Annotated in this window: 16 protein-coding genes; 12 read left to right on the top strand and 4 right to left on the bottom strand. The window is 68.4% G+C overall.

The window, feature by feature from the left end; translation table 11 throughout:
- Position 1 precedes the first annotated feature (1 nt).
- The 12 genes from DIE08_RS16380 (at position 2) to DIE08_RS16325 (ending at position 14254) form a co-directional block, all read left to right on the top strand.
- Complete coding sequence (locus DIE08_RS16380; protein ID WP_124902522.1) at positions 2 to 1228, top strand: FAD binding domain-containing protein; 1227 nt, start codon at positions 2 to 4, stop codon at positions 1226 to 1228.
- Between the two features lie 88 nt (positions 1229 to 1316).
- Positions 1317 to 1676 carry a DUF485 domain-containing protein gene (locus tag DIE08_RS16375; protein ID WP_124902521.1) on the top strand — a complete coding sequence of 120 codons (360 nt, stop codon included), beginning with the start codon at positions 1317 to 1319 and terminating at the stop codon, positions 1674 to 1676.
- Complete coding sequence (locus DIE08_RS16370; protein ID WP_124902520.1) at positions 1673 to 3316, top strand: cation acetate symporter; 1644 nt, start codon at positions 1673 to 1675, stop codon at positions 3314 to 3316. Before DIE08_RS16375 ends, DIE08_RS16370 begins: the two co-directional genes overlap by 4 nt.
- 40 nt (positions 3317 to 3356) lie before the next feature.
- Complete coding sequence (locus DIE08_RS16365) at positions 3357 to 4481, top strand: amidohydrolase family protein (RefSeq protein WP_124902519.1); 1125 nt, start codon at positions 3357 to 3359, stop codon at positions 4479 to 4481.
- Positions 4482 to 4655: 174 nt separating this feature from the next.
- Positions 4656 to 5780: an FAD-dependent monooxygenase gene (locus DIE08_RS16360; protein ID WP_124902518.1), complete on the top strand. Its 1125-nt coding sequence runs from the start codon at positions 4656 to 4658 to the stop codon at positions 5778 to 5780.
- A 415-nt stretch (positions 5781 to 6195) separates the two neighbouring features.
- Entirely contained in the window at positions 6196 to 7476 is a 1281-nt protein-coding gene (locus DIE08_RS16355; RefSeq protein ID WP_124902517.1) for a cytochrome c, read from the top strand.
- Positions 7473 to 7973 carry a (2Fe-2S)-binding protein gene (locus DIE08_RS16350; RefSeq protein ID WP_059606119.1) on the top strand — a complete coding sequence of 167 codons (501 nt, stop codon included), beginning with the start codon at positions 7473 to 7475 and terminating at the stop codon, positions 7971 to 7973. Before DIE08_RS16355 ends, DIE08_RS16350 begins: the two co-directional genes overlap by 4 nt.
- A complete protein-coding gene (locus DIE08_RS16345; protein ID WP_124902516.1) occupies positions 7973 to 10234 on the top strand; it encodes a molybdopterin cofactor-binding domain-containing protein in 2262 nt (753 codons plus the stop codon). The genes DIE08_RS16350 and DIE08_RS16345 overlap by 1 nt, the downstream gene beginning before the upstream one ends.
- Positions 10235 to 10310: 76 nt before the next feature.
- The gene (locus DIE08_RS16340; protein ID WP_059606109.1) at positions 10311 to 11228 is read left to right on the top strand and encodes a LysR family transcriptional regulator; all 918 of its coding nucleotides are present in this window, start codon (positions 10311 to 10313) and stop codon (positions 11226 to 11228) included.
- Positions 11229 to 11404: 176 nt separating this feature from the next.
- Positions 11405 to 11587 carry a hypothetical protein gene (locus tag DIE08_RS16335; protein WP_124902515.1) on the top strand — a complete coding sequence of 61 codons (183 nt, stop codon included), beginning with the start codon at positions 11405 to 11407 and terminating at the stop codon, positions 11585 to 11587.
- A 183-nt stretch (positions 11588 to 11770) separates the two neighbouring features.
- Positions 11771 to 12988, top strand: coding sequence for an MFS transporter (locus tag DIE08_RS16330; protein WP_124902514.1), 1218 nt, complete (start codon positions 11771 to 11773; stop codon positions 12986 to 12988).
- 153 nt (positions 12989 to 13141) lie between these two features.
- The gene (locus tag DIE08_RS16325) at positions 13142 to 14254 is read left to right on the top strand and encodes an alkene reductase (RefSeq protein WP_124902513.1); all 1113 of its coding nucleotides are present in this window, start codon (positions 13142 to 13144) and stop codon (positions 14252 to 14254) included.
- Between the two features lie 184 nt (positions 14255 to 14438).
- Here DIE08_RS16325 and DIE08_RS16315 read toward each other — a convergent pair whose 3' ends face one another.
- The 4 genes from DIE08_RS16315 to DIE08_RS16300 form a co-directional block, all read right to left on the bottom strand.
- Positions 14439 to 15311 (bottom strand): fumarylacetoacetate hydrolase family protein, encoded by an 873-nt coding sequence (locus DIE08_RS16315; RefSeq protein WP_124902512.1) that lies wholly within the window; start codon positions 15309 to 15311, stop codon positions 14439 to 14441.
- A 116-nt stretch (positions 15312 to 15427) separates the two neighbouring features.
- Complete coding sequence (gene glcF, locus DIE08_RS16310; protein WP_124902511.1) at positions 15428 to 16756, bottom strand: glycolate oxidase subunit GlcF; 1329 nt, start codon at positions 16754 to 16756, stop codon at positions 15428 to 15430.
- Between the two features lies 1 nt (position 16757).
- Entirely contained in the window at positions 16758 to 17984 is a 1227-nt protein-coding gene (glcE, locus tag DIE08_RS16305) for a glycolate oxidase subunit GlcE (protein ID WP_124902510.1), read from the bottom strand.
- Between the two features lie 9 nt (positions 17985 to 17993).
- On the bottom strand, positions 17994 to 19481 hold the full coding sequence (locus DIE08_RS16300) for an FAD-linked oxidase C-terminal domain-containing protein (protein ID WP_124902597.1): 1488 nt from the start codon (positions 19479 to 19481) through the stop codon (positions 17994 to 17996).
- Positions 19482 to 19610 lie beyond the last annotated feature (129 nt).

Raw genomic sequence — 19610 nt, 5'->3', positions numbered from 1 at the left:
CATGAACAACAGCACTTCGACGAATCGCAAGGCCGCCATCATCGGCGGTTCGCTGGGCGGGCTGTTTGCCGCGAATCTGCTGCTGCGCAACGGCTGGGACGTGGATGTGTTCGAACGCGTGCCCGAGGCGCTCTCGGGCCGCGGCGCCGGCATCGTCACGCACCCGGAACTGTTCGACGTGATGCTCGCCGCGGGCGTGCGCATCGACGCATCGATCGGCGTGAAGGTCGAATCGCGCATCACGCTGGCCGCAGACGGCACCGTGGAGTCGGAACGCAGGCTGCCGCAGACGCTCACCGCGTGGAGCAAGATGTACCACGTGCTGCGCGCCGCGCTGCCCGACCAGCATTACCACTCGGGCGGCGTCGTCACCGATGTCGCGGACGGACCGGATCGCGCATCGGTCACGCTGTCCGACGGCTCGATCGTGCATGCCGATCTCGTGATCGCGGCCGACGGATTCCGCTCCGCGATCCGCGAGAAATTCCTGCCGGATGCGCAATTGCAGTACGCGGGCTACGTCGCCTGGCGCGGGCTGGTCGACGAAGCCGACCTGTCGGACGCGACCCACGCGACGCTGTTCGATAAATTCGCGTTCGGCCTGCCGCCGCACGAGCAGATCCTCGGCTATCCGGTCGCCGGCCAGGGCAACAGCACGAAACCCGGCGAGCGCCGCTACAACTTCGTCTGGTATCGCGCGACTCGCGAAGCGTCCGACCTGCCGAACCTGCTGACCGACGAGACCGGCAAGCTGTGGGCGGGCGGCATTCCACCGACGCTGATCCGGCGCGATGTCCTCGCCGAGCTGGAAGACGCGGCGCACGCGCTGCTTGCGCCGCAGTTCGCCGAGGTCGTGGCGCGCGCGACGCAACCGCTGTTCCAGCCGATCTACGACCTCGAAGTGCCGAATATGGCGTTCGGCCGGATCGCGCTGCTCGGCGACGCCGCGTTCGTCGCTCGGCCGCATTGCGGAATGGGTGTCACGAAGGCAGCCGGCGATGCGCTCGCGCTCGTCACGGCGCTCGCCACGCGCACCGACACACTCGACGCGCTGTGCGAATACAGCGAAACGCGCACGGCATTCGGTGCCGCGATCGTGCAGCACGCGCGCCACCTCGGCGCCTACATGCAGGCGCAACTGAAGAACGACACCGAACGCGCAATGGCCGAGCGCTATCGCACGCCGGAAGTCGTGATGCGGGAAACCGCCGTTCCGCCGCATTTCTGAGCGGGCACGGGCACGGGCGCGGCGTGCGCGACGCGCGGCGCCCTCTGCCCGTTGCCCGGCCCGGATACCCAAACCAAAAGGAGACACCGTGAACCACCCCATTCCGGCTGCCGCCGGCACCGCGCCCGACCTGGACGCGCCGGCGCAGGCCACGCATCCGCTGCTGCGCGATGCCCGCTTTCGCGATCTCGTCAGGCGCAGAAGGCTGTTCGCCTGGTCGCTGACCCTCGTCATGCTCACCCTCTATTTCGCGTTCATCCTGACGCTGGCGTTTTCGCCGACGCTGCTCGGACAGCCGATCGTGCCGGGCCGGCCTACGCCATGGGGCATCCCGATCGGGTTCGGCATGTTCGTCGTCACGTTCGCACTGGTCGCGCTTTACGTGTATCGGGCCAATTCGGAATACGACACGATCGTCGCGTCCATTCGTCACGGAGGCGATCAATGAAACGCCTGCTCCTCGCATCGATCTTCTTCGTCGTCGCCGCCGGCACGGCGTCGGCATTCGCGGCCGGCCCCGCGACGCTGGCGCACGGGCACAATCCCGTCGCGATCGGCATGTTCCTGCTGTTCGTCGCGTCGACGCTTTTCATCACGCGCTGGGCCGCGCGCAAGAACCACAGCGTGGCCGACCACTACGCCGCGGGCGGCAAGATCACCGCGTTCCAGAACGGCTGGGCGATCGCCGGCGACTACATGTCGGCGGCGTCGCTGCTCGGCATCTCCGCGCTGGTGTTCACGAGCGGCTACGACGGCCTGATCTATTCGGTCGGCTTCCTCGCGAGCTGGCCGATCATCCTGTTCCTGATCGCCGAGCCGCTGCGCAACCTCGGCAAGTACACGCTCGCCGACGTCGTGTCCTATCGCCTCCGGCAACGGCCGATCCGCGCGTTCGCGGCCTCGAGCTCGATCGTCATCGTGCTGCTGTATCTCGTGTCGCAGATGGTCGGCGCGGGCAAGCTGGTCGAGCTGCTGTTCGGCCTGAACTACACGGTCGCGGTGCTGTTCGTCGGCGTGCTGATGGTCGTCTACGTGTTCTTCGGCGGGATGCTGGCGACGACCTGGATCCAGATCATCAAGGCCGTGCTGCTGCTCGCCGGTGCGGCCTTCATGGCGATCATGGTGCTGAGCCGTTTCGGCTTCAGCCTCGATGCGCTGTTCGCGCAGGCGATTCTCGTCCATCCGAAACACGCGGCGATCATGCGCCCCGGCGGCCTGGTATCCGATCCGGTCTCGGCCGTGTCGCTCGGCCTCGCGCTGATCTTCGGCACGGCGGGCCTGCCGCACATCCTGATGCGCTTCTTCACGGTCGGCGACGTCAAGGCGGCCCGCAAGAGCATCCTCTATGCGACCGGCATCGTCGGCGCGGGTTACGTGCTGATCCTCATCATCGGCTTCGGCACCATCGCGCTCGTGGCGTCGGACCCGCAATACCACGACGCGTCCGGCGCGATCACGGGCGGCGCGAACATGGTGGCGATCCATCTCGCGCATGCGGTCGGCGGCAACGTGTTCCTCGGCTTCATCTGCGCGGTCGCGTTCTCGACCATTCTGGCCGTGGTCGCCGGACTGACGCTCGCAGGTTCGTCGGCGATCTCGCACGACCTCTATGCGAACGTGCTGCGTCGCGGTCAGGCGTCCGATCGTGAGGAAATGCGCGTGGCCCGCGGGACGACCCTGGTACTCGGCGTGCTCGCGATCCTGCTCGGCATCGCGTTCGAGAAGCAGAACATCGCGTTCATCGTCAGCCTCACGTTCTCGATCGCGGCAAGCTCGAATTTTCCCGTGCTGCTGCTCTCGATCTACTGGCGCGGCCTGACGACGCGCGGCGCGGTGCTGGGCGGCCTGACCGGGCTCGCGACCGCCGTCACGCTGACCGTGCTGAGCCCGACCGTCTGGGTGCAGGTGCTCGGTCATGCGCATGCGGTCTATCCGTACGAATATCCGGCACTGTTCTCGATGGCGGCGGCGTTCGCCGGCGTCGTCCTGTTCTCCGTCACCGATCGCTCGGCCCGTGCGCAACGAGAACGCGCGCAGTTCGACACGCAGCTCGTCACATGCGAAATGGGCGCGACGCAACGCGGCTGATCCGCACGCACCGAAAAATCGACATCCCATGAGAGACACCATGTTGAATTGCACCTGCTGCATGTCGCCGGCGCGGCGCCGCCTGCTCGGCGCGTTTGCCGCGCTCGCCGGTACGGCCGTCGCCGGACGCCCCGCATCGGCGGCCGACACCGCGAGCGCACCTGCCGCCGTGCCGCCGCACCGGCCCCGTTCGATCGACATCCACGCGCACTACTACCCGGAGAGCTTTTGCGACCTGGTCGGCGGCGAAGGCAAGCGCTTCGGCGGCGCGTTCACGTGCGACGATGCGTCGTTCACGTTCCGGACGCCCGCCGGCGGCCTCGGGCCGCTGCCGATGAAGTTCATCGACGTCGACCAGCGGCTCAAGGACATGGACGCATCCGGCGTCGACGTCCAGGCGCTGTCGCTCAGCGTGCCGATGGCCTACTGGGGCGACCGGCCGTTCAACGCGAAGCTCGCGCGCGACTGGAATTCGGCCGCGTCGCGCGTCTACCAACGGCACCCGACGCGTTTCGTCGTCCTCGCGACGCTGCCGATGCTGAACGCCACCGACGCGATCGACGAACTCGAGCGCGCGGCGCAGTTGCCGGGCGTGCGCGGGGTGTACATGGGCACCAACATCGACAACCGCGATCTCGACGATCCGCTGTTCGCGCCGGTGTTCGCGCGTATCGAGCAACTGGGCCTGCCCGTGTTCCTGCATCCGCAGCAAACGGTCGGCGGCGCGCGGCTCGGCGATTTTTACCTGAGCAACCTGCTCGGCAATCCGTTCGATACGGCGATCGCGGGCTCGCACCTGATCCTGGGCGGCGTGCTCGACCGCCACCCGACCCTGCACGTCACGCTGCCGCACGCGGGCGGCGCGTTGCCGATCCTCTTCGGACGCCTCGACGCGGGCTGGACCGCCCGCCCCGAAACGCGCCGGCTCGCGCAAAAGCCCAGCAGCTATCTGCGGCGCTTCAGCTACGACACGGTGTCTCATTCGGGCCCCGTGCTGAACTTCCTGATGGAGAACGTCGGGGTCGACCGGCTCGTGCTCGGCAGCGACTACTGTTTCGACATGGGTTACGAGCAGCCGGTCCGCTTTCTCGACCGCCTCGACCTGACGGCGGAACAGCGTTCGATGATCCTCGGCGGCAACGCGGGCAAGCTGCTGAGAATCTAGCGCGAACGTTCCGACCGGCGTTGCGTGGGCGTCGGACGACGCCTGCACGCTCGGCGCAGCCCGTTGCCGGACATGGCATCATCCGGCGAACCGTGAGGACTGGCGTGCGACGCCACGCATCACGAAAGCCGGCCTGCAACGCACACCGCGTTTCGAACACGGGAGTCACGCACGATGAAGATAGTCATTGCAGGCGGTTCGATCGCCGGCCTCGCGGCCGCGCTGACGCTCGATTGCATCGGGCACGACGTCACGGTCTGCGAGCGTTCGCGCACGCCGCTGCGCGGCCAGGGCGGCGGCGTCGCCGTGCTGCGACGCATGATGTCGTTTCTCGAACAGCATGGACGCCATTGCCGCCAGATGATCAGCGTGCCGGCGCATCGGCGGCGCTGGATCGATCGCGACGGCATCGTCACGCGCGACGAACCTGAGATGCTGCCGTTCTCGTCGTGGGACGCCGTCTATCGCTCCCTGTGCGAGACGCTGCCGCGCGGGCGCATCCACTACGGCCGCACGGTCACCGGTTTCGACCAGGACGCGGACGGTGTCGACGTGCACGTTGACGACGAACGCATTCGCGCGGACGTGCTGATTGCCGCCGACGGTTCCGGTTCGAACCTGCGCGCGCGCATCTTCCCCGGCTATACGCCATCGTTTGCCGGTTACCTCGCGTGGCGCGGCATCGTCGACGAAGCCGATTTCGACGCCGCCGCGATCGCATCGCTGGTCGAGAACATGACGCTGCACAAGGCGCCGGGCGAGCTGTTCATGGCGTTCCTGATTCCCGCGCTCGACGGCTCACTCGCGCCAGGCGCGCGCCGCTTCAACTGGCTGTGGTATCGCAACGAAGCCGATCCCGACGCGCTGCGCCGCCACCTGACCGATCGGAACGGCAACGTTCATCACGCGTCCGTGCATCCGGGGCAGCTTGCCGACGACACCGTCGCGACGCTGCGGCAACTCGCCGTCGAACGGCTGCCTGCCTCCCTGTCACAACTGGTGCTCGCGACGCGCGCGCCATTCAACCAGGCGATTTTCGACGCATTGAGCCCCGGCTTCGTCGACGGCCGCGTCGCGCTGATCGGCGACGCGGCCTGTACCGTGCGCCCCCATACGGCGTCCGGCACGTCGAAGGCGGCGAGCGATGCCGTGTCGCTCGCCGAAGCGCTGCCGGCGGACGCGACCGACGTCGTCGAGCGCCTCGCGCAATGGTCGACGCGGCGGCGCGAGGAGGTGACGTCGTTGCTCGACAAGGGTCCGCAACTTGCCGCGGCGTTCGGTCTCGGCACGTCGCGCTGACGCATGAACGCAACCGCCGGAACGGTTCGTGCGCCCGTTCAGAACGTTTCAGCGCAGCTTCAGGAAATGGCGTCGGCGCCCGCGTAGACTGCCTCCACCAACGAGCGCGCCGGCCACGGCCCGCGCGCGGCCCCCATCCCTGGAGTAACGACATGATCTCCGCCGCGAATCGCTGCCGCCGAGCAGGCCCGACATGGCCGAATCGATCGGCGATGCCGCACCGCCAGCCGGCGGCGCCGACCGGACCGCACGTCGCGAGCGCACGCACGCCGGGCCGCACATGTGGGTCCGTCCGACTCGGCAACCGGATCTGCGGTACCGCGTGCAATCGTCACGAGAACGCACGCGGCCGACGCGCCGTCCATTGCCCCGCCTGTCGAATGACGCCGGATGAACCGGTCCGCATGGAGCGCGCATGAAGCACAAACGACTCTGGTTCAGCGCGGCAGGCATCGCGATCATCGGCCTGGCGGCCGCGATCGGCATCATGTATCGGCCGTCGATCGCGCCGATCGATCCGCCGGCCCGCGCGTCGTTCGATCCGCAACTGATCAAGGCCGGCGCACGCGTGGTCGCGCTGGGCGACTGCGTCGTCTGCCACACCGCGAAGGACGGCAAGCCGTTCGCCGGCGGGCTGCCGCTCGCGACGCCGTTCGGCACGATCTACGCGACCAACATCACGCCGGATGCCGACACGGGCATCGGCCGCTGGTCGCAGGCCGCCTTCGCGCGCGCGCTGCGCAGCGGCATCGCCCGCGACGGCCATCCGCTCTACCCGGCCTTTCCGTACATTCACTTCACGCGGATGTCCGACCAGGACATCGCGGCCGCATACGCGTACCTGATGACACGCGAACCGGTTCAAGCGAAGTCGCCAGCGAACGACCTGATCTTCCCGCTCAACTTCCGGCCGCTGGTCGCGTTCTGGAACATCCTGTTCCTGCGCGAAGGCACGTACCAGCCGGACCCGTCGCAATCCGCGCAATGGAATCGCGGCAAGCTGCTCGTCGACGGCCTCGGACACTGCGCGTCGTGCCATTCGCCGCTCAACGCGATCGGTGGCGAGGAAGCAGGCAAGGCGTTCGACGGCGGCATCGTCGACGGCTGGGAAGCCCCGCCGCTCAATACGCTCGGCAACGCGGTCCACCCGTGGACGCAAGCGCAACTGGTCACGTACCTGCGCACCGGCCGCGCGAGCGAGCATGGCGCAGCCGCCGGACCGATGCTGCCCGTCACGCGCGATCTCGCGACGGTGCCGGTCGAGGATGTCGAGGCCATCGCGGCCTATATCCTGTCGATCCAGAAGCCGGCCGCCGCACGGCCCGCGACGACCGCCGCCGAACGCCATGCGACGACACCTGCCGGCCAGCGCGGCGCGGTGCTGTTCCAGGCGTCGTGCGCGCAGTGCCACGGGCCGGCATCGCCGATGCAGTCGATCGGCGAGCGGCCGACGCTCGCGTTCAGCACGGCGATCGCCGCCGACACGCCGCGCAACGCGATCCAGATGATGTTCAACGGGATCGGCTGGCATGGCGAGGACACGCTGAACTACATGCCGTCCTACATCGACCAGTACGACGACGCGCAGATCGCGGACCTCGCCGCATACATCCGCGAGACGTACTCCGATCGCCCCGCGTGGAGCGGCATCGATACCCTCGCCGCGAAGCTCAGAAAGGAGGACCGCACGCAATGATCACCCTCACCGTGAATGGCGTTCGGCACACGCTCGACATCGATCCATCCACGCCGCTGCTTTACGCGCTGCGCAACGACCTGCACCTGCACGGCGCGAAGTTCGGCTGCGGCCTCGGGCAATGCGGCGCGTGCACCGTGATCGTCGACGACAAGCCGATGTTCTCGTGCCTGATCCCGGTCGCCGCGATCGGCGAGCGCCGCGTCAGGACCATCGAAAGCCTCGGCACCGCAGAGCATCCGGGCAAGCTTCAGCAGGCGTTCATCGATCATCAGGCGGCGCAGTGCGGTTATTGCATCGCGGGCATGATCATGCGCGCGCAGGCGCTGCTCGAACGCAACCCGAAGCCGACCGAACGCGAGCTGCGCACGCACATGGAACCGAACCTGTGCCGTTGCGGCACCCACATGCGGATCCTGGCGGCCGTGCGCCAGGTCGCCGGGCTGCCGGAGCCGGAACCGTCTGCGGCGCCCGTCATGATCAACAAGGAAATCTGATGAACGCACCCGACGACATCGACGAAGGCCGCCGGCACTTCATGGTTTCCGGTGCGCTCTTCGTCGCGTTCACCCTCGCGCCGGCCGCGCGCGCGCTCGCCGAGGTCGTGATCGCGGACGAAGGCGCCGCCGTCCACGTCGCCAAGGCCACCGAAACGCTGGCCGGCAGCCTGAAGACCAACCCGCTGCTGGACGCGTGGATCAAGATCGCGCCCGACGGCAAGGTCACCGTGTTTACCGGCAAGGTCGAGCTCGGCACCGGCGTGCGCACCGCATTGCTGCAGGTGGCCGCCGAGGAGCTGAACATGAAGCCCTCGCTGATCACGTTCCTGACCGCCGACACCGGCGCGTCGCCCGACGAAGGCCTGACGGCCGGCAGCCACACGATGGCGGACAGCGGCTCCGCGTTGCTGAACGCCGCCGCGCAGGTGCGCGGGCTGCTGGTCGACGGCGCCGCGAAACAGTTCGGCGTCGATCCGCGCACGCTGACCGTCGCCGATGCCGTCATCAAGGCGCCGGACGGCCGCACGATGCGCTACGCCGACGCGGTGCGCACCGTCGACCTGCACCGCAACGCCACGCCGACGTCGCCGCTGAAACCGCCGGCCACGTTCGCCGTGATCGGCACGTCGCTGCCGCGCGTGGACATTCCGAACAAGGTCACGGGCGGCGTCAGCTACGTGCAGGACATGGACCTGCCCGGCATGCTGCATGCACGCGTCGTGATGCCGCCGGTGTACGACGCGAAACTGCTGTCGTTCGACGAAGCCGCGATCCTGAAGATGCCCGGTGTCGTGCGGATCGTGCGCAACGGCAGCATGCTCGCGGTCGTCGCGCAGGGCGAATGGCAGGCGGTCGTCGCGCAGCGCGCGCTGTCCGCCGGCTGCCGCTGGTCGCCCGGCCGGGCGCTGCCCGATCGCGCGACGGTCCACGCGGACCTGAAGCGGATCGCGACACAGCGCATCGAGATCGCCAACACGCATGCGCAAGCCGCGCCGGCGACGAAGACGCTCTCCGCCACGTTCCTGAAGAACTATCTGCTGCACGGCTCGATCGGGCCGTCCTGCTCGGTCGCCCATCTCGAGAACGGCACACTGACCGTGTGGACCCACTCGCAGGGCGTTTATCCGCTGCGCGACGCGCTCGCCGAGATGCTGTCGATGCCGAAGGCGAACGTGCGCTGCATCCACACCGAGGGCTCCGGCTGCTACGGACACAACGGTGCGGACGACGCGGCCGCGCATGCGGCGCTGATCGCGGCCGCGATGCCCGGCAAGCCGATTCGCGTCCAGTGGATGCGCGAGCAGGAACATACGTGGGACCACTTCACGCCGGCGATGGTCACCGAGCTCAGCGCGTCGCTCGACGCGAGCGGCCGCATCGTCGACTGGAACTACGCGCTGTGGAGCAGCTCGCACAACGAGCGCATCGTCAATGCCGGCCGGCTGCTGCCCGCACGCATGCTCGAGCCGCCGTTCGTCTCCGCGCCGTCGACGCCGATGCTGCAGCCCGAGGGCGGCGGCGATCGCAACGCGATTCCGCTGTACGCACTGCCGAACATGCACATCGTCAACAACTTCTCGCCGACGATGCCCCTGCAGACGTCGGCGATGCGCTCGCTCGGCGCGCACACGAACGTCTGGGCGATCGAAAGCTTCATGGACGAGCTGGCGCACGCCGCCGGCGTCGATCCGGTCGAATTCAGGCTGCGCCACATGCAGGATCACCGCGCGAGCCAGGTGATCCAGCTCGCCGCCACCAAATTCGGCTGGCCGCGGCCGCCGCGTGCACGCAATCGCGGCGTCGGCTTTGCGTTCGGCAAATACAAGAACCTGATGGCCTACGTGGCGATCGCGGTCGAGGTGTCGGTCGTCCCGGAAACCGGCCAGGTGACGCTCGAACGTGCGGAAGCGGCCGTCGACGCCGGCCAGATCGTATCGCCCGACGGCATTCGCAACCAGATCGAGGGTGGCATCATCCAGTCCGCGAGCTGGACGCTGTACGAGGCATTGAAATACGATACGCAACGCGTGCGCAGCTTCGACTGGAGCAGCTATCCGATTCTCCGCTTCGACGCCGCACCGCAAAGCATCAAGGTGCATCTGGTCAATCGTCCGGGCGCACCGTTCCTCGGCGCGGCCGAGGCGTCGATGGGGCCGACCGCGGGCGCGCTGGCCAACGCGATCTTCGACGCGACCGGCCAGCGCCTGCGCGAAATGCCGTTTGCCGGTGAAGGGCTCAGGAAACGCATCGACGCGTAGCGGCATCACACGACCACAACAAATCGCGCCGGCACGAACCGGCGCGGGCGACAAACAGGCTGGAGATTTCTGAACGATGGATACCTTGCTTTCGATGCGCGTGTTTACGCGCATCGTCGAGACGGGCAGCTTCACGCGCGCGTCGGACACGACCGGACTCACGACGCCGCGCGTGTCCGCGCTGCTGAGCACGCTCGAACAGCATCTCGGCTGCCGGCTGCTGAACCGGACGACGCGCCGGATTTCGCTGACCGAGGACGGGCAGGCCTATTACGAACGCTGCGTCGGCGTGCTGCGCGAGATCGACGACATGGAAGCGGCCGTCTCGCAGGCGCGCAACGTGCCGCGCGGCCGGCTGAAAGTGAACCTGCCGCCGGCCATGGCCAAGCAGATCATGGTGCCCGCCCTGCCCGAGTTTCTCGCCGCCCATCCCGGCATCTCGATCGAACTCGGCGTGACCGATCGCCAGATCGATCTCGTCGGCGAGGGTGTCGATTGCGTCGTGCGGATCGGCGCGCTCGACGATTCGGGGTTGGTTGCGAAACGGATCGGCAGCCTGACGACCTGCACGTGCGCGGCCCCCGCGTATCTCGAGCGATGCGGCGCACCCGAGACGGTGGACGATCTCGCGCAGCACGTCGCGGTCAGCCACATCTCGGCCGATACGGGCCGCCCGCGGTCCTGGGACTACGTCGTCGACGGCGAAACGCGGATCATCCAGATGTGCGGCACGGTCGCGGTCAACGACGCCGACACCTACATCGCAGCCGGCGTCGCGGGCATCGGCCTGATCAAGACCTCGCTCTACCTGGTCGAGCCGTATCTGCAATCGGGGCGCCTGCGCGAGGTGCTGACCGATTTCAACACGCCACCCCGGCCGATCTCGATCCTGTATCCGCCCAATCGGCATACGCCGGTCAAGCTCAAGGTCTTCGTCGACTGGCTCGCGGGGCTGTTCGCGCAGATTCCGACGCTGCAGGGCAAGCGCGGTTGAAGCCGGTCGTCGAAACCCGCCGTTGAAACCGATCGTCCGCGCCGCCGCGCGCACCGCATGAATCAAGTGAATTAAGACGCGGTTTAGGACTATTCAGTCCGCTCGATCCAGACTGCTCTCATCGGGCTTCGCGATCCGCGACATCCGCGCCGGAGGCCCGTTTCGAGAGGCGCATCATGAAGATCGCGATCGCCGGCGGTTCCATCGCCGGCCTGGCCGCCGCCGTCACGCTGAATTGCATCGGCCACGATGTCGTCGTCCACGAGTGCCGCGACCGGCCGTTGCCCGACCCCGGCGGCGGTCTCGCCGACGCCGGCGTGCGGTTCGCGACCGATCTCGGCCTCGGCGCCCGCGCATGAACCCGCCCACGATCTGCCCCCTTTGCGTGGCGCGCAATGCTCGATTGCGCCCCGGACGTATTCCCTTGTTATCGATCGATCAATAATCTTGACGGCAATGCAGCGGCGTCCGTTTCGCCGCGACGGCAATCGTAGCGCCGCCCGATGAACGGGCACCCGACCTCACTTTTCAAGGAGTCGACCATGTCAGCAGAATCCACCCCGGTTGCGGCCCACGGGCACGCGACCAAGCTCACGCAGGGCCTCATCCTGCTGTTCGCGTTCAGTTGCGGCGCGATCGTCGCGAACCTGTACTACGCGCAGCCGATCACCGAACTCATCGCGCCGAGCCTGCACATGTCCGGCGGAACCGCGAGCCTCATCGTGTCGCTGACGCAGATCGGCTACGCGCTCGGCCTGTTCTTCATCGTGCCGCTCGGCGACCTGCTCGAGAACCGCAAGCTGATGATCGTCACGGCCGTCGTGTCGATCGCGAGCCTCGCGGCCGCCGCGGTCGTCCAGACGCCCGGGCTGTTCCTCGCGATTTCGCTGCTGGTCGGCTTCAGCTCGGTTGCCGTCCAGATCCTGGTGCCGCTCGCCGCGCACCTCGCGCCGGACCATTCGCGCGGCCGCGTGGTCGGCACGATCATGAGCGGGCTGCTGCTCGGCATCCTGCTCGCGCGCCCGCTGTCGAGCGTGGTGGCCGATGCGTTCGGCTGGCGCTTCGTGTTCGCGGCCGCCGCCGTGCTGATGACGCTCGTGACGGCCGTGCTCGCGCTGACGATCCCGTCGCGCCAGCCCGATCATCGCGCAACCTACTTCGAACTGATCGGCTCGCTGCTGCATCTGGTCCGCACGATGCCGGTGCTGCGCCATCGCGCGTTCTACCAGGGCCTGATGTTCGCGTCGTTCAGCCTGTTCTGGACCGCCGTGCCCGTCGAGCTGACGCGTCACTACGGGCTGTCCCAATCGGCCATCGGCCTGTTCGCGCTCGTCGGTGCGATCGGCGCGACGTCGGCGCCGGTCGCGGGCCGCCTCGCGGATGCCGGTCATACCGTGCGGGCAACGCTGATCGCGCTGGTCGCCGGCACGCTGTCGTACGCGGTTGCGCTGATCCACGGCGCCGGCCTGTATGGCCTCGTCGTCACGGGCATCGTGCTCGATTTCGCAGTGCAGATGAACATGGTGCTCGGCCAGCGCGAGATCTACGCGCTGCATGCGGCGAGCCGCAACCGCCTGAACGCGCTGTACATGACGAGCATCTTCGTCGGCGGCGCGGTCGGCTCCGCGCTCGCGAGCCCGCTGTACGAGCATGGCGGCTGGCCGCTCGTCGCCGCCGTCGCCGGCGCGTTCCCGATCATTGCGCTTGCTCACTACCTCGTGATCGGGCGTCCGCACGCCGAACGCCACGCACAAGCCTGAACCAGCGCCGGCACCGGTTCACGCGCGAATCCCGCCCGGGCCGTTCGCGCGCCGGAACGCTGCCGGCACGTCACCGGCATCCCAACCGAACTTTCCGCAGGGCCCGTCGGACGATACGCACCGCCGCCCTGCTCCACGCAAAAGGAATCCATCATGTCTTCCCTGCTCAGCCACTACGATCTGCGCGGCCTGCCGCTTCCCAATCGTGTCGTGATGGGCCCGATGACGCGCTCGCGCGCGCCGTCGCGCGGCCAGCCGACCGGACTCATGGCCGAATACTACGCGCAACGCGCGTCCGCCGGCCTGATCGTGACCGAAGCGACCAACGTCAGCCCGGCCTCCGCGGCGTTCGAACTGACGCCGGGGCTCGTCACCGACGAGCAGGCGGCCGGCTGGAAGCAGATCACGGACGCGGTCCATGCGAACGGCGGCCGCATCTTCGCGCAGCTGTGGCACGGCGGCCGGGTCAGTTCGCTGACGCTGCTCGGCGGCGATGCGCCGCTGTCGCCGTCCGGCGTCAACGACGATCTCGAGCACTTGCAGGTGTGGGCGCAATTGCAGAACGGCTATTACACGAAGATTCACGCGACGCCGTCGCGCGCGATGACGACGGACGAAGTCGCCGCGACGGTCGGCGAATTCCGCCAGGCAGCCGTCCGCGCGATGGCAGCCGGCTTCGACGGCGTCGAGATCCACGCGGCCAACGGCTACCTGCCGCACCAGTTCCTGTCGTCGACGCTGAACCGCCGCGACGATCGTTACGGCGGCTCGGTCGCGAACCGCGCGCGCTTTCTCGAGGAAATCGTCGATGCGGTCGGCGGCGTGATGCCGCTCGACCGGGTGGGCGTGCGCATCTCACCGTACGCGAAGTACAACAACGTGCGCGACGCCAATCCGGATGCGACGTATGCGTACGTCGGCCGCATGCTCGACGAAGCCGGCGTCGCCTACGTGCACGCGGCAGACACCAACGGCTGGAGCGGCGAGCCCGACCTGCCGCGCATCGTCGAGAACACGCGCAAGCACTTCGGCGGCACGCTGATCGTCAACGGCGGCATCGCGCCGGATGCCGCGAATGCGCTGATCGATGCGGGCGACGCCGATCTCGTCGCCTTCGCGCGCGCGTACATCGCCAACCCGGATCTCGTCGAACGCCTCGCGGCGAATGCGCCGCTCGCGACGCCGAAGACGGTCGGCTGGTATGGCGGCGACCGCGCGGGATACGTCGACTATGCGCGTCACGACGTGGCGGGCCGGACCGCCTGAGCGGCGGCGCGCTGGGGCGACACCTTCAGGCGTCGTTCCAGCGCGCCCCCAGCATGCACGTGATCGGGCGCCGCGGCGGTGCCCGACGATCTCGACACCGAAATCGAGCGGCTGATCGACGCGTTTCTGCACGGCACGCCCGCCGCGCTGAAGCAGCTCGCGGCGGGCGCGTCACGCGCGACTGCTACGCGTCGCGTCGCACCGCAGCCGCGGGCGCGACGGGATTGCGCAACACGCCGAGCCGCTCGATCTCGACTTCGCACACGTCGCCGGCCTTCATCCAGAGCTGCGGTTCGCGCGCCATCCCGATACCAGCGGGCGTGCCCGTGACGATCACGTCGCCGGCCTGCAGCGTCATCACGTCGCTCACCAACGCGACCAGCGTCTCGACATCGAAAATCATGTCCGACGTCGACGCCTCCTGCACGATCACGCCATTCAGGCGCGTCTGGATCTTCAGCCCCTTGCAGCCGCGCGGCAGTTCATCGGCCGTGACGAACCATGGCCCGAATGCGCCGGTCCCGTCGAAGTTCTTGCCCATCGTCCACTGCGGCGTGCGGAACTGGTAATCCCGCAGCGTCGCGTCGTTGAATAGCGAATAGCCGGCGACGTGATCGAGCGCCCGCTTGCGCTCGATGCCGCGTCCACCCTTGCCGATCACCGCCACCAGCTCGCCCTCGTAGTCGAGCTGCGACGACTGCACCGGCAGCGCGATCGGGTCGCCGTGGCCGATCAGGCTCGACGCAAAACGCGCGAACACGGTCGGATAGGTCTGCTTCGCAAACCCGGTCTCGGTCGAGTGGTCGAGGTAGTTCAATCCGACACAGATGATCTTTCCGGGCCGTCCGAACGGCGGCAACACGCGCACCGCCTCGAGATCGACCGGCGCGCCGCGCGCGAGACACGCGCCCACCTCGGCAAGATCAGCGCCCTGCGCGAGCAACGCATCCAGATCGCCCGGATAGGCGGTGTCCCCGGCGGTCAGCCCGGCCCAGTGCCCGTTGTGCTCCACGGCCAGGCCGCGGCGTCCGCCTTGTTCATACACTGCAAATCGCATGGCACGCTCCTTGTTCGACGTCCAGGACGACGTCGGTTACTCGTCAATATTCGAGTCGGGCAGGCCGCCGCCGGAAGCGGCGGCGCGCCCTCTTTCGTCACGCTGTCGGGCAGCCGTTACTCGGCATCGCGCGTGCGGCGCGCCGCGACGATGTCGCGCAACGCGTCGGGCACCGGCCCGCCCGTTGCCCAGTCGAGCAATTGCACGGTGTGCACGAACGGGATGCCGACCGCGCCGGCCAGTTGCGTCATGCAACCGATATTGCCGGCCGCTGCAACCTCGGCGACCGTCGCACGCATCGCCGCGACCTTGCGCCGCTTCAGCTCGCCCGCGATCTCGGGCTGCAGCAGGTTGTAGACACCGGCCGATCCGCAGCACATGAAGCTGTCCGACGGCTGGACGACGTCGAACCCCGCGTCGCGCAGCAGGTCGAGCGGCGGATGCACGATCCGCTGACCGTGCTGCATCGAGCACGCCGCGTGATAGACGACCCGCAGCCCCGGCCGGATGACCGGTGCCTGCAAGCCGAGCTGGACCATGAATTCGGAAATGTCCTTCGCGAGCGCGCTGACGCGCGCCGCCTTGTCTTTCCAGGCCGAATCGAGCCGCAGCGCGTGACCGTACGCCTTGAGCGACGTCCCGCATCCCGACGTGTTGACGATGATCGCGTCGAGCCCCGCCGGCCGGTCTGCCTCGCGCAGCCACGCATCGATGTTCGCCTTCACCAGCGGCAGCGCCTGCGCCTCGCGCCCCATGTGCTCCGCCGGCGCACCGCAGCATCCCGCACCGCGCGCGATGACGACTTCGACGCCGTGCCGCTGCAACAACCGGATGGTCGCTTCGTTGATCGCGGGGTCGAGCACCGTCTGCACACAGCCGTTCAGCAGGCTGACCCGTGCGCGACGCGGTCCCTGTGCCGGAAACACCTGCGGGCGGTCGACCGGGCTCTCCACCGGCAACGGCACCGCGGGCGCCATCTCCAGCATCGCGCGCAACGTGCCGCCGAATGCCGAACGCAGCGGGCGGAACAGCCGGCCGGCGACGAGCGCGGCGCGAAACAACCGCTGGCTCGGAATCAGCACGGTCAGCGCACGACGGATCGTGCGCTGCACCGGCGGCCGGCGGAAATGGGTCTCGACGTATTCGCGACCGTGCGCGATCAGCTTCGAATACTGGACGTCCGACGGGCAGATCGCCTCGCACGCGAGGCACGTCAGGCAGCGATCGAGATGCTCGACCGTCTTCGGGTCCGGTGCGCCGCCCGACTCATACATGTTGCGCATCAGCACGATGCGGCCGCGCGGGCTGTCGTTCTCGTCGTGACGGACCTGATAGGTCGGGCAATGCGACAGGCACGTGCCGCAATGCACGCAGGTGCGGATAATGTCGTTGGACAGTGCGATGTCGGGGTCGGCCAGTGCCGCGTCGCCAATGCGGGTTCTCATGTCACGCTGCTCCCGTGTCGATGGGGTCGAGCCGGCCCGGATTGAGCACGCGGTTCGGATCGAACATGCCGCGCACGCGTTCGCCGAGTGCGCGCAGGTTGGCCGGACGTGGATGGAACGCACCGACCGTGCGCCGCAGCGCCGCCGGCGCCCGAAACAGGCACGCGTGCCCACCGGCCGCCGCGACGGCCTGCCTGAGCGACGCCGCCTGGGCCGCGACGGCGGCCGCGTCGGTGCGCACGAAGACGAGGCTGCCGCCCCAGTCGTAGATTGCATCGCCGCCCACCGCCGCGACCACGCGTGCGGCCTGCGTGCCAGGCAGCATCAGGCGCCAGATACATGCGTCGCGATCGTCCGCGAACGCCCGCAGGTCGCGCAACGCGCGCCAGAACGCACGACTCGCGTCGCCGTCGATCGTGCGGATCGCCAGCGAGCGGCCGACCCGCTTCGCGAGTTCCGCCCCGCGCGCCGCCACCGATGCGCCGGGGCCTTCCAGCCGCAACGCCGTCGTCGACGTGGTCGACGTATCGCGCCGCAGGCCGCCGACATGCGCGGCGGCGCTGACCTCGAACGGCAACCGCAACGCGTCCGCGAGCAGGCCGGTCGCCGCGCCGTCGTCGAGCCCGTCGACCAGCAGCGTGACTTCGTCCGGCCACGCGGGCTGCAGCTTCAGCGTGACCGCCGTCAGCGCGGCCAGCGTGCCGAACGACCCCGTGATCAGGCGCGGCACGTCGTAGCCGGTCACATTCTTCACGGTGCGTCCGCCGGCCTTGAACGCCTCTCCTCGACCGTTCACCCCTTCCACGCCGAGCACCGCGTCGCGCACGGCGCCCGACAGCACGCGCCGCGGCCCGGCCAGATTGCAGGCGACGACGCCGCCGATCGTGCCACGCGCCGGTTCGCCGCCGAACAACGGGCCGTAGTCCGGCGGCTCGAATGCGAGCTGCTGCCGATGTTCGGCCAGCGCCGCGCGCACCGTCTCGACCGGCGTGCCGGCGCGCACCTTGATCACGAGTTCCTCGGGTTCGTAGAAGTCGATGCCGGACAGGTCAGACAGATCGAGCAGCGCGTGCGCGTGCACCGGCTCGCCGAACCCGCGCTTGGTGCCGCCACCAACGATTTCGAACGAGTGGCCATCACGGTTGGCATCGGCGACGGCGTCGACGAGTTGCGCCGCGTCGCGCGGGCAGATGCGCACCTGCGTCGTGCGATCGTCGGTCACGTGCATGTCTTCCTCCTAGAAGCGGGGAACATCGGCGAACCGCATATTGCCGTCGCGCATCCGCAGACGGCCGAGTTCGACGCAACGGCACGGCGTCGGAAACACCTTGCCCGGATTGAGCAACTCGTCGGGATCGAACGCACACTTGAGCCGCTGCTGCTGCTCGAGGTCGTTTGGCTCGAACTGGTAAGGCATCAGGTCGCGCTTCTCGACGCCGATGCCGTGCTCACCGCTCAGCACCCCGCCGAGATCGACGCACGCGCGCAGGATGTCGGCGCCGAATGCCTCGGCTTTCTCGAGGTCACCGGGTTTCGCCGAATCGAACAGCACCATCGGATGCAAGTTGCCATCGCCGGCATGAAAGCAGTTCGCGTAGTCGAGACCGTGCCGCTTCGACAGGCTGTCGATGCGGCTCAGGATTTCGGCGAGCCGGCCGCGGGGAATCGTGCCGTCGGTCACGTAGATATCGCGCGCCACCTTGCCCATCGCGCCGAAGGCGAGCTTGCGCGCACGCCACAGCTGCTCGCGCTCGGCCTCGGTGCGGCTGATCCGCAGGTCCACGACGCCGGCGTCGCGCGCGATGCGCTCAACCTCCGCAGCCAGCGCGTCCACTTCGCTTTCGGTGCCGTCCAGTTCGCACAGCAGCAATGCCTCGACGCCCGGCGGCGGCAGCTCGCCGAGCAGCGACGCGACCGCGCCGATCACCTTGCGATCGACGAATTCAAGCCCGGCCGGCACGATCCCGTGAGCGATGATCGCGCCGACGCAGCGGCTCGCCGGCTCGACGTCGGCAAAACCAAGCGACAGCACGCGCGCCAGCGGCGGCTCCGGCGTCAGGCGCACCACGATCTCGGTCACGACCGCGAGCAGGCCTTCGGAGCCGATCAGCGCGCCGCACAGATCGAACTCGCCGTCGGCGCCGCCGACGAACGCGCCGCCCAGCGTGAGCACCTCGCCCGTCATCAGCACGATTTCCATCCCGGTGACGTGATTCGACGTGACGCCGTATTTCAGGCAATGCACGCCGCCCGAATTCTCGGCCACGTTGCCGCCGATCGTCGAAATCGCCTGGCTCGATGGGTCCGGCATGTAGCACAGCCCGAGCGAACGCACGGCCTCGGTCACCCGGACGTTCTGCACGCCCGGCTGCACACGCGCCACGCGATTCGCCGCGTCGACTTCTAGGATCCCGTTCATCCGGGCCGTGCCGAGCAGGACGGCATCCTCGAGCGGCAGCGCGCCGCCGGACAGCGACGTACCCGATCCGCGCGGCACGACCTTGACGTGTACCGCATGGCAATAGGCGAGCACGCGGCTCACCTGTGCAGTCGTTTCGGGCAGCACGACCAGCAGCGGCAATGCGCTGTATGCGGTGAGGCCGTCGCACTCGTACGGGCGCCGCTCCGCTTCGCTGTCGAGCACCCATTCGTCCCCGACGATCGCACGTAGATCGCGGGCGATCGTCGCGCGCCGCTCGACGACAGTCGAATCGACATCTGGCATTTTCACGCTCGGGCTCCTTGTACGCCGCATGCGGCGCGATTCACACGTGGATTAGAGGTCGCCGGCACCCCGGCGACAACTTAATCGTTGTGAAGTCGTCGTGAAGCGATCGATATCGGCCGTGCGCGC

Source organism: Burkholderia sp. Bp9004 (assembly GCF_003858025.1).
In the GTDB taxonomy this organism is placed as follows: Bacteria; Pseudomonadota; Gammaproteobacteria; order Burkholderiales; family Burkholderiaceae; genus Burkholderia; species Burkholderia diffusa.
This window is presented reverse-complemented; position numbering and strand designations above follow the sequence as displayed.

Bases quoted from the DNA above. Each gene is read 5' to 3' on its own strand.
- DIE08_RS16340 (WP_059606109.1), top strand. From the start codon at position 10,311: ATGGATACCTTGCTTTCGATGCGCGTGTTTACGCGCATCGTCGAGACG.
- DIE08_RS16365 (WP_124902519.1), top strand. From the start codon at position 3,357: ATGTTGAATTGCACCTGCTGCATGTCGCCGGCGCGGCGCCGCCTGCTC.
- DIE08_RS16315 (WP_124902512.1), bottom strand. From the start codon at position 15,311: ATGCGATTTGCAGTGTATGAACAAGGCGGACGCCGCGGCCTGGCCGTG.
- DIE08_RS16325 (WP_124902513.1), top strand. From the start codon at position 13,142: ATGTCTTCCCTGCTCAGCCACTACGATCTGCGCGGCCTGCCGCTTCCC.
- DIE08_RS16370 (WP_124902520.1), top strand. From the start codon at position 1,673: ATGAAACGCCTGCTCCTCGCATCGATCTTCTTCGTCGTCGCCGCCGGC.
- DIE08_RS16360 (WP_124902518.1), top strand. From the start codon at position 4,656: ATGAAGATAGTCATTGCAGGCGGTTCGATCGCCGGCCTCGCGGCCGCG.
- DIE08_RS16300 (WP_124902597.1), bottom strand. From the start codon at position 19,481: ATGCCAGATGTCGATTCGACTGTCGTCGAGCGGCGCGCGACGATCGCC.
- DIE08_RS16330 (WP_124902514.1), top strand. From the start codon at position 11,771: ATGTCAGCAGAATCCACCCCGGTTGCGGCCCACGGGCACGCGACCAAG.
- DIE08_RS16380 (WP_124902522.1), top strand. From the start codon at position 2: ATGAACAACAGCACTTCGACGAATCGCAAGGCCGCCATCATCGGCGGT.
- DIE08_RS16350 (WP_059606119.1), top strand. From the start codon at position 7,473: ATGATCACCCTCACCGTGAATGGCGTTCGGCACACGCTCGACATCGAT.
- glcE (WP_124902510.1), bottom strand. From the start codon at position 17,984: ATGCACGTGACCGACGATCGCACGACGCAGGTGCGCATCTGCCCGCGC.
- glcF (WP_124902511.1), bottom strand. From the start codon at position 16,756: ATGAGAACCCGCATTGGCGACGCGGCACTGGCCGACCCCGACATCGCA.
- DIE08_RS16345 (WP_124902516.1), top strand. From the start codon at position 7,973: ATGAACGCACCCGACGACATCGACGAAGGCCGCCGGCACTTCATGGTT.
- DIE08_RS16355 (WP_124902517.1), top strand. From the start codon at position 6,196: ATGAAGCACAAACGACTCTGGTTCAGCGCGGCAGGCATCGCGATCATC.
- DIE08_RS16335 (WP_124902515.1), top strand. From the start codon at position 11,405: ATGAAGATCGCGATCGCCGGCGGTTCCATCGCCGGCCTGGCCGCCGCC.